The organism is Xanthomonas sp. SHU 166 (genome assembly GCF_000364685.1).
Lineage (GTDB): Bacteria > Pseudomonadota > Gammaproteobacteria > Xanthomonadales > Xanthomonadaceae > Xanthomonas_A > Xanthomonas_A sontii.
Window position 1 is genome coordinate 1 of record NZ_AQOJ01000729.1, and the last position, 7,475, is coordinate 7,475.

A 7,475-nucleotide genomic window follows, 5' to 3' on the forward strand; every position below is an offset into this window, starting at 1 on the left:
CGCTGCCGCACGTCGCGCCTGGCGCGCATTGGTACGGCGTTCCAAGCGCGTGCTGCGCGCCCGGTAGCGCGCACGTGCGTCCCACGCATCGCGCAGGCGCTGCTGCGCGGCCAGCACCTGCGCGCGCAACTGCGGATGCGCCGGATCCAGGCGATCGTCCTCCGGATCGGTGCCGCGGTAGTCCATCAGGCCGCCGTCGATCGCGGCATCCAGATCGTCGTCCAGGATCCAGCGCAGCAACTGCAGCGGCGTGGCGGGAGCGGGGGCGTGCGACATCGTGTGCGGGCTCAGCGGTTGCGGAACTGCGGCGGGCGCCGCTCCAGGAAGGCGCGGGTGCCTTCGCGCATGTCCTCGCTGGAGAACAGCAGGCCGAACTGCGCGGTCTCGTATTCCAGCCCCTGTTCGATCGCGCTTTCGCCACCGATCTGGATCGCGTCGAGGATGCCGCGCAGCGCCAGCGGTGCGGCATCGGCCAGTTGCTGCGCCAATTTCAGCGTGGTCGCCTGCAGTTCGCCGGCGGCGACCACGCGGTTGACCAGGCCCAATTGCAGTGCGCGCGCCGCGTCGATCGGCGCGCCGAGCAGGCACAGTTCCAGCGCCGCGGCGCGGCCCACCAGCCGCAGCAGGCGCTGGGTGCCGCCGAAGCCGGGAATCAAGCCGAGATTGATCTCCGGCTGGCCCAGGCGCGCACCGTCGGCGGCCACGCGCAGGTGACAGGCCATCGCCAGTTCCAGCCCGCCGCCGAGGGCGAAACCATTGACCATCGCCAGCACCGGCTTGGGCATGCGCTCGATCCGGCGCATCAGGCGCTGGCCCAGTTGCGAGAAATCGCGGCCCTGTACCGGTGTCAGTTCGTTCATCTCGGCGATGTCGGCGCCGGCCACGAAGGCTTTCTCGCCGGCGCCGGTCAGCACCACCACGCGGATCTGCGGGTCGTCCGCGGCCGCGGCGAAGGCCGCATCCAGCGCCTGCAAAACCTGGCGATTCAAGGCGTTGAGCTTGTCGGCTCGATTCACGGTGAGGATGCGGATCGCACCCTGGGTATCGGCGAGGACCGGCGTGCCGGACATGTGCATTCCTGGTTGTTAAAAAAAGGTAATGGGAACTCTGGGCGGGCCGCACCAGTCAGAGCAGCGTCGTCGGTAGCGGTTACGCGCCGCGGCGGCTATCCTAACGCGTCATCTCAGGCGGCACGGGCCGCCCTGTGCCACCACCCTGGAGAATTGTTTGATGAAGTTGCGTTCTATTGCGGTCGCTGTCGCGGCCCTCGCCCTGAGCGGCAATGCGTTCGCCCAGGACACCTCGTCCGAGAAGGGCAAGCTGAGCTATTACTTCGGCTACGACTACGGCAACAACCTTGCCGAACTCACCGGCCGCGGCGAGCAGCTCGATATCAATGCGGTGGTGAAGGGCTTGCAGGACGCCTACGCCAAGAAGCAGCCGGCGGTCAGCGCCGACCAGCTGAAGCCGGCGGTGGAAGCGTTCCAGAAGCGCGAGCAGGCCCGCGCCCAGCAGGCAAAGGCCGACTACGAGAAGGCCGCTGCCGAGAACAAGACCAAGAGCGACCAGTTCATGGCCCAGAACAAGGCCAAGCCTGGCGTGCAGGTGCTGCCCAGCGGCGTGCAGTACCGCGTGATCGAGGCCGGCAAGGGTGCCAAGCCGACCCAGGCCAGCACCGTGCAGCTGGAAGTGGCCGGTCCGTACCCGTTCGGCCAGCGTCCGGCGCAGGCGCGTCCGGCGCAGCAGATCCCGGCGATCAAGGTCAGCGAAGTCGAGATGCAGGCCATGCGCGACACGCTGCTGCAGATGCCGGCCGGCTCCAAGTGGGAAGTGACCCTGCCGCCGGACAAGGCCTACGGTGCCGACCCGCGTACGCCGTTCCCGCCGAACGTGGCGGTGCAGTTCGAGATCAAGCTGGTCAGCGTCAAGTAAGCACGCTGGTTCAGTGCACGACGATTGCGCCGGCAGCGATGCCGGCGCAATTTTTTTGGGCAGGCAACGACGGCGCCGACGAATCGCGCTAGGCTGGCAAGGTGTCGAATCCGATGGATCCCGTTCCGCATGCCCTGCTCACGCCCTGCATCGGTCTCTGCCGTCTCGATGCGCAGGGCTATTGCGCCGGCTGCCTGCGCAGCGGCGACGAGATCGCACGCTGGCGCGGCATGAGCGACGCCGAACGCCGCCGCTACATGGACGAGGTGCTGCCGGGCCGCGGCTGGTCGCCGTCTCCGGGGCAGCGCCTGGCCGAACGCGCGCACCTGCTGCGCGCACTGCACCCGCTGCAGCAGCCGCCGGCGGGGCCGGGCTGGAACCACCACGAACTGCAGGATCTGCTGCCGGACGGCGCGCCGGTGGAAGCGGCGGTGCTGGCCGGCCTGGTGCCGCGCGCCGACGGCACCCATGTGCTGTTGACCCGGCGCACCGACAGCCTGCGTCACCACGGCGGCCAGGTCAGTTTTCCCGGTGGCCGCATCGAGGCCAGCGACGCCGATGCGGTGGCCGCTGCGCTGCGCGAGAGCGAGGAGGAGATCGCACTGGCGGCGTCGCAGGCCGAGCCATTGGGCTACCTGGATCCGTTCGTCACCATCAGCGGCTTCCGGGTGATGCCGGTGGTCGCGGCGATCGATCCGCGCTTCGTGCCGCAGCCGCATCCGGGCGAGGTGGCGGAGGTGTTCGAAGTGCCCTTGGCCTACCTGATGGCGCCGGACAACCTGCGCAGCATCGAAACCGATTACCGCGGACGCCCGCGCGTCGTGCTGGAGTACGGCTGGCCCGGCCAGCGGATCTGGGGCGCGACCGCGGCGATCCTGCTCAACCTGCGCCGCCGACTGGAGCAAGCCGCATGACCGCAACGTCCCCCGAATGGCACACCCTGGTCGAGGCGCAAGCATTGGCCGCCGCGCTCGGCGATCCCGCGCTGCGCCTGGTCGATGCGCGGTTCGTGCCGGCGGCGCTGCTCGATCCCGCCGCGGCGGCGGCCGCGCGCGAGGCCTATGCGCAATCGCACCTGCCCGGCGCGGTCTACGCCGATCTGAACGCGGATCTGTCCGATCTCGGCCGTCCCGGCCTGGGCCGGCATCCGTTGCCGGACGACGCGGCGTTCGCGCGCACTCTGGGGCAGTGGGGCATCGGCCCGCAGCACCAGGTGGTGGTGTACGACGCCGGCGACGGCAGCATGGCCGCTGCCCGCCTGTGGTGGATGCTGGGCCTGCTCGGCCATCGTCGGGTCGCCGTGCTCGACGGCGGCCTGGCCGAATGGCGCCGGCTCGGCCTGCCGGAAACCGACGCGGCCTCCGCGCCGTCGCCGCTGCCGCCGTATCCGCAGGTCTTCGATGCTGCACGCATCGTCTCCGCCGAGGAGGTCGCCGCGCGTCTGCACGAGGCGCCGGGCTGGTTGCTGGATGCGCGCCCCGGCGAACGCTTCCGTGGCGAGGTGGAGCCGATCGACCCGCTGCCCGGGCACGTGCCCGGCGCGCTCAACCGGCCGCTGGCGCAGAACCTGCGCGACGGCCGCCTGCGCCCGGCGCAGGAACTGCGCGCGGAACTGCAGCCGCTGCTGCAGGGACGCGATCCGCGCGAGGTGGTATTGATGTGCGGATCGGGCGTCACCGCCTGCCATCTGCTGCTGGCGCTGGAGCATGCCGGCCTGCACGGTGCGCGCGTGTATGCCGGCTCCTGGAGCGGCTGGATCGCCGATCCGGCACGGCCGCGCGCCATCGGCTAGGGCCGGCGCCGGTCCACACGGAACGCATGCACGATGGCACGCGACAGGGGCGGCACCATGCGCTGGCGTGAGGCCTGCGGGCTTGCGATGCTGCTGGGCCTGGCCGCCTGCGGCGACCGCCGCGCGTCGGCCGATGGCGCCGACGCCTCGCCACGCGCGCAATCTGCCACGCACTATCGCGAGGCGGTGGAGCTCAATCGTGCGCAGCGCCTGGCGACATTGCGCGCGCCGTCGGGCTGGTTGAGTTTCACCGGCTCCGGGCGTCTGCACAGTGGCCTGCACCGTGTCGGCAGCGCACCCGACAACGATGTGCAGTTGCCGGCCGGCCCGGCGCATCTGGGCATGCTGCAGGTGGATCTGCAGGAGGGCGTGCAGTTCCAGCCCGCGGCGGACGCGGCGGTGCAGGTGAACGGCCAGCCGTTCGCCGGTGGCCGCCTGGAGACCGACGCGGCGCACGACACCCAGACCCGCCTTGCGCTGGGGGCGCAGGAGTTCTACGTGGTGCGCACCGGCAACCTGTTCGGCTGGCGTTTCCGCGATCCGCAGGCGCCGGCGCGCGCGCGCTTCCGCAGCATCGATTACTTCCCGATCGATCCGCAGTGGCGGGTGGTGGCCGACTGGCATCCGGTGCCGGCGCCGCAGGCGATGGTGCTGCTCACCTCGATCGGCACGCCGCAGCCGCTGGCCCTGGTCGGCAGCGCCGAGTTCGTGCTGCGGGGGCGGCGCTACAAGCTGCAGATCCTGCGCGACGGCGCCAGCCAGCGCCTGTTCCTGCCGTTCTCCGATCGCACCAGTGGCCGCGAGAGCTATGGCGGCGCCCGCTATCTGTTCGTGCCGGCGCCGCAGGGCGACCGCATCGTGCTGGATTTCAACCTGGCGCAGAACCCGCCATGCGCGTTCACCCCGCACGTGGTGTGCCCGCTGGCGCCGGTCGGCAATCGCCTGGACGTGGCGGTGACCGCTGGGGAGAAGAACTACGTCGGCGCGCACTGAGCGCGTGGAAAATCGCGCAGGAGCGGCTTCAGCCGCGACCGGGCCGTTCCCGGTGAAGCCGGGGCGCGGCTGAAGCCGCTCCTGCGGGAGCCTGCGAATGCGACGCTGTCTGCTACTCCATCGCGGCCCGAATCAGCCGTTCCAATCCGCCGCCTCCAAGGCGGTCACACAGGCGGCGCATACGGCGCCAGCGTCACCGCCTCCAGCACCTGCGGCCAGGGAAAGCGCGGGCCCGGATCCAGCTTGCGCTGCACCTGCCGCGTCGGATCGTCGCTGGCCGGTTCCAGGCTGCGGTCCAGCGCCTCGTGTCCGGCGATGTGGTGCAGCTGCGGCAGTTCCGCGCGCAACTGCTGCAGCAGCCGGATCAGCGCCTGCACTTGCGCCGGCGGGTAGTCCTCGCACATCGCCTGGTGGCGCGAATCCAGCCACAGCGGATAGCGTCCGCGGTTGACCAGTTCGATGCCCAGCGACTGCGAGTTGTAGCCGCGCACGTGATGCGCGATGCGCTCCAATGGTACGTAGCGATGCACGCTGCCGTCGCGGTCGATGTAGAAGTGGCCGCTGTTGCCGGTGCCCGACGGATACAGCACGCGCTCGCCGTACAGGCGCGCGCTGGCCAGGTCCGGCAACTCGGTGCAGTGGATCACCGCCAGCGTGATGCTGTCCGGCGCGCGCTCCTGCAGCAGGCCGACGTAGGGCAGGGGCGCATCGTGGATCGGCAACGGCGAGGTGGGCGGCATGCGCGGATGCTAGCATTCGCCGATGACCCTGAATTCCGAAAGCCCGCTGGCGACCCTGCTGGCCACACTGCCGCGCGCCGGACGCGTGGAATGGATCGGCCTGCGCCCGGCGCGCGACGTGCCGATGCACGAGGTCGACGCCGCTGAGGCGCAAACCGAGGGCGGCCTGCACGGCGACCGCTACGCCGGCCGCAACGGCAAGCGCGGCGTGACCCTGATCCAGGCCGAACACCTGCCGGCGATCGCCGCGCTGGCCGGCCATGCGGCGGTGGCGCCGGCGACCCTGCGGCGCAACGTGGTGGTCTCCGGCATTCCGCTGATCGCCCTGAAGGGACGCCGCTTCCGCATCGGCGAGGTCGAGCTGGAAGGCATCGCGCCGTGCGACCCGTGCTCGCGCATGGAGCAGGCGTTGGGGCCCGGCGGCTACAACGCCATGCGTGGCCACGGCGGCCTGTGCGCACGCATCGTGCAAGGCGGCACGCTGCGGCTGGGCGATGCGGTGGTGGCGCTGTGAGCCGCGGCCACTGCATCCTCTCGCACGGCTTCGAGAGCGGGCCGGACGCGATCAAGGTGACCGCATTGGCCGAGGTGGCGGAACGCCTGGGCTGGACCCATTCGCGCCCGGACTACACCGACCTGGATGCGCGCCGCGACATCAGCCCGCTCGGCGACGTGCCGACCCGCCTGCAGCGCTTGCTGGAACTGGCGCAGGCGGCGGCGCAGCGCGGGCCGCTGGTGCTGGCCGGTTCCAGCCTCGGCGCCTATATCGCCGCGCAGGTGTCGCTGCAGGTGCCGGTGCGCGGCCTGTTCCTGATGGTGCCGCCGACGCGGATGGGGCACATGCCGGCGTTGGATGCGGCACCGGTGCCGACCTCGGTGGTGCATGCCTGGCGCGACGAATTGATTCCCGCCGCCGAGGTGATCGCCTGGGCGCAGGCGCGTGCTGCGCGGTTGTTGCTGGTCGACGACACGCACCGCCTGGGCGAGCACGTGGCGACCTCGGCGCAGGCCTTCGCCGAACTGCTGGAGCGCCTGTGAGCGCAGCCGGCGACATGCTGTTGCGCGCCGAGCGGCCGGCCGACGCGGCGGCGATCGAGGCGCTGACCCTGGTCGCCTTCTTCCGCGTCGCGCACAGCCGCCACGACGAGCAGGACATCATCGAACGGCTGCGCGCGGACGGCGCGCTGACCCTGTCGCTGGTGATCGAGCACGAGGGCTACATCGTCGGCCACGTCGCGGTGTCGCCAGTGAGCCTGTCCGACGACAGCCGCGGCTGGTACGGGCTGGGACCGCTGTCGGTGGGGCCGGGCCACCAGCGCCAGGGCCTGGGCACGCGCCTGGTGCGCGAGGCGCTGGCGCAGTTGCAGGCGCTGGGCGCGGCCGGCTGCGTGGTGCTGGGCGACCCGGCCTACTACGCGCGCTTCGGCTTCCGCCCGGAACCCGGGTTGACCCTGCCTGGCGCGCCGGTGGAGGCCTTCCAGGCACTGGCCTTCGGCGAGCGCCTGCCGCCGATGGGCGAGGTGGCCTACCACCCGGCGTTCCTGTCCGCGGCCTGAGCCAGCGCGCCGCGCCGTGGCCCGTCGCGGCCGCGTTGCGTTAGCATCGTCCCGCGTCCACTCCGATCGAGGATCCACGCCGATGCGCCATTGATGCCGCCGTCTTCGCGACGGCCCTCGTCCCACCTGCCGAGCCATCGGCGGGCACGACCGGCATCCATGGAGGTTCCCATGACGCATCCGCTGCTTGCGCTGGACAGCGCGACCCATGTTCTGCCCGACGGCAGGATCCTGTTCTCCGATCTGCACTTCGCGCTCGATGCGCGCCGCACCGGCCTGGTCGGCCGCAACGGCGTCGGCAAGAGCGTGTTCGCGCGCCTGCTTGCCGGCGAACTGACGCCCAGCGCCGGACGCTGCGTGCGCCACGGCCGCCTGCATTACGTGCCGCAGCAGATCGCGCCGGCGCCGCACGCCACCGTCGCCGACCTGGCCGGCGTGGGCACGGCGTTGCGGGCGCTGGCG

General features: G+C 71.4%; 11 protein-coding genes. 8 read left to right on the forward strand and 3 right to left on the reverse strand.

Features of this window, described 5'->3' with window-relative positions; translation table 11 throughout:
• Nucleotides 1-276 (reverse strand): hypothetical protein (locus D180_RS17055; RefSeq protein ID WP_017913751.1); only part of this gene is annotated, 276 nt, incomplete at its 3' end.
• 11 nt (nt 277-287) lie between these two features.
• Nucleotides 288-1,070: an enoyl-CoA hydratase-related protein gene (locus D180_RS17060; RefSeq protein WP_043091231.1), complete on the reverse strand. Its 783-nt coding sequence runs from the start codon at nt 1,068-1,070 to the stop codon at nt 288-290.
• A 160-nt stretch (nt 1,071-1,230) separates the two neighbouring features.
• Here D180_RS17060 and D180_RS17065 point away from each other — a divergent pair, with 160 nt between their 5' ends.
• The 4 genes from D180_RS17065 to D180_RS17080 all read left to right on the forward strand — a co-directional run bounded on the left by D180_RS17065 (nt 1,231) and on the right by D180_RS17080 (nt 4,717).
• A complete protein-coding gene (locus D180_RS17065; protein ID WP_017908716.1) occupies nt 1,231-1,932 on the forward strand; it encodes an FKBP-type peptidyl-prolyl cis-trans isomerase in 702 nt (233 codons plus the stop codon).
• A 113-nt stretch (nt 1,933-2,045) separates the two neighbouring features.
• The gene (locus tag D180_RS17070; protein ID WP_017913753.1) at nt 2,046-2,846 is read left to right on the forward strand and encodes a DUF1289 domain-containing protein; all 801 of its coding nucleotides are present in this window, start codon (nt 2,046-2,048) and stop codon (nt 2,844-2,846) included.
• Complete coding sequence (locus D180_RS17075; protein ID WP_017913754.1) at nt 2,843-3,724, forward strand: sulfurtransferase; 882 nt, start codon at nt 2,843-2,845, stop codon at nt 3,722-3,724. The genes D180_RS17070 and D180_RS17075 overlap by 4 nt, the downstream gene beginning before the upstream one ends.
• Before the next feature lie 57 nt (nt 3,725-3,781).
• The gene (locus tag D180_RS17080; RefSeq protein WP_043091232.1) at nt 3,782-4,717 is read left to right on the forward strand and encodes a DUF1684 domain-containing protein; all 936 of its coding nucleotides are present in this window, start codon (nt 3,782-3,784) and stop codon (nt 4,715-4,717) included.
• Between the two features lie 164 nt (nt 4,718-4,881).
• Here D180_RS17080 and D180_RS17085 read toward each other — a convergent pair whose 3' ends face one another.
• Nucleotides 4,882-5,457 carry an N-acetylmuramoyl-L-alanine amidase gene (locus D180_RS17085; protein ID WP_017913756.1) on the reverse strand — a complete coding sequence of 192 codons (576 nt, stop codon included), beginning with the start codon at nt 5,455-5,457 and terminating at the stop codon, nt 4,882-4,884.
• A gap of 22 nt (nt 5,458-5,479) precedes the next feature.
• Between D180_RS17085 and D180_RS17090 the strand changes: the two genes are divergently transcribed.
• The 4 genes from D180_RS17090 to D180_RS17105 form a co-directional block, all read left to right on the forward strand.
• Nucleotides 5,480-5,971: an MOSC domain-containing protein gene (locus D180_RS17090; protein WP_017913757.1), complete on the forward strand. Its 492-nt coding sequence runs from the start codon at nt 5,480-5,482 to the stop codon at nt 5,969-5,971.
• Entirely contained in the window at nt 5,968-6,495 is a 528-nt protein-coding gene (locus tag D180_RS17095; RefSeq protein ID WP_017913758.1) for an alpha/beta fold hydrolase, read from the forward strand. The genes D180_RS17090 and D180_RS17095 overlap by 4 nt, the downstream gene beginning before the upstream one ends.
• A gap of 14 nt (nt 6,496-6,509) precedes the next feature.
• Complete coding sequence (locus tag D180_RS17100; RefSeq protein ID WP_043091233.1) at nt 6,510-7,013, forward strand: N-acetyltransferase; 504 nt, start codon at nt 6,510-6,512, stop codon at nt 7,011-7,013.
• Nucleotides 7,014-7,184: 171 nt separating this feature from the next.
• Nucleotides 7,185-7,475, forward strand: a 291-nt coding sequence (locus tag D180_RS17105) for an ATP-binding cassette domain-containing protein (RefSeq protein ID WP_043091229.1), incomplete at its 3' end; no start/stop codon positions are given.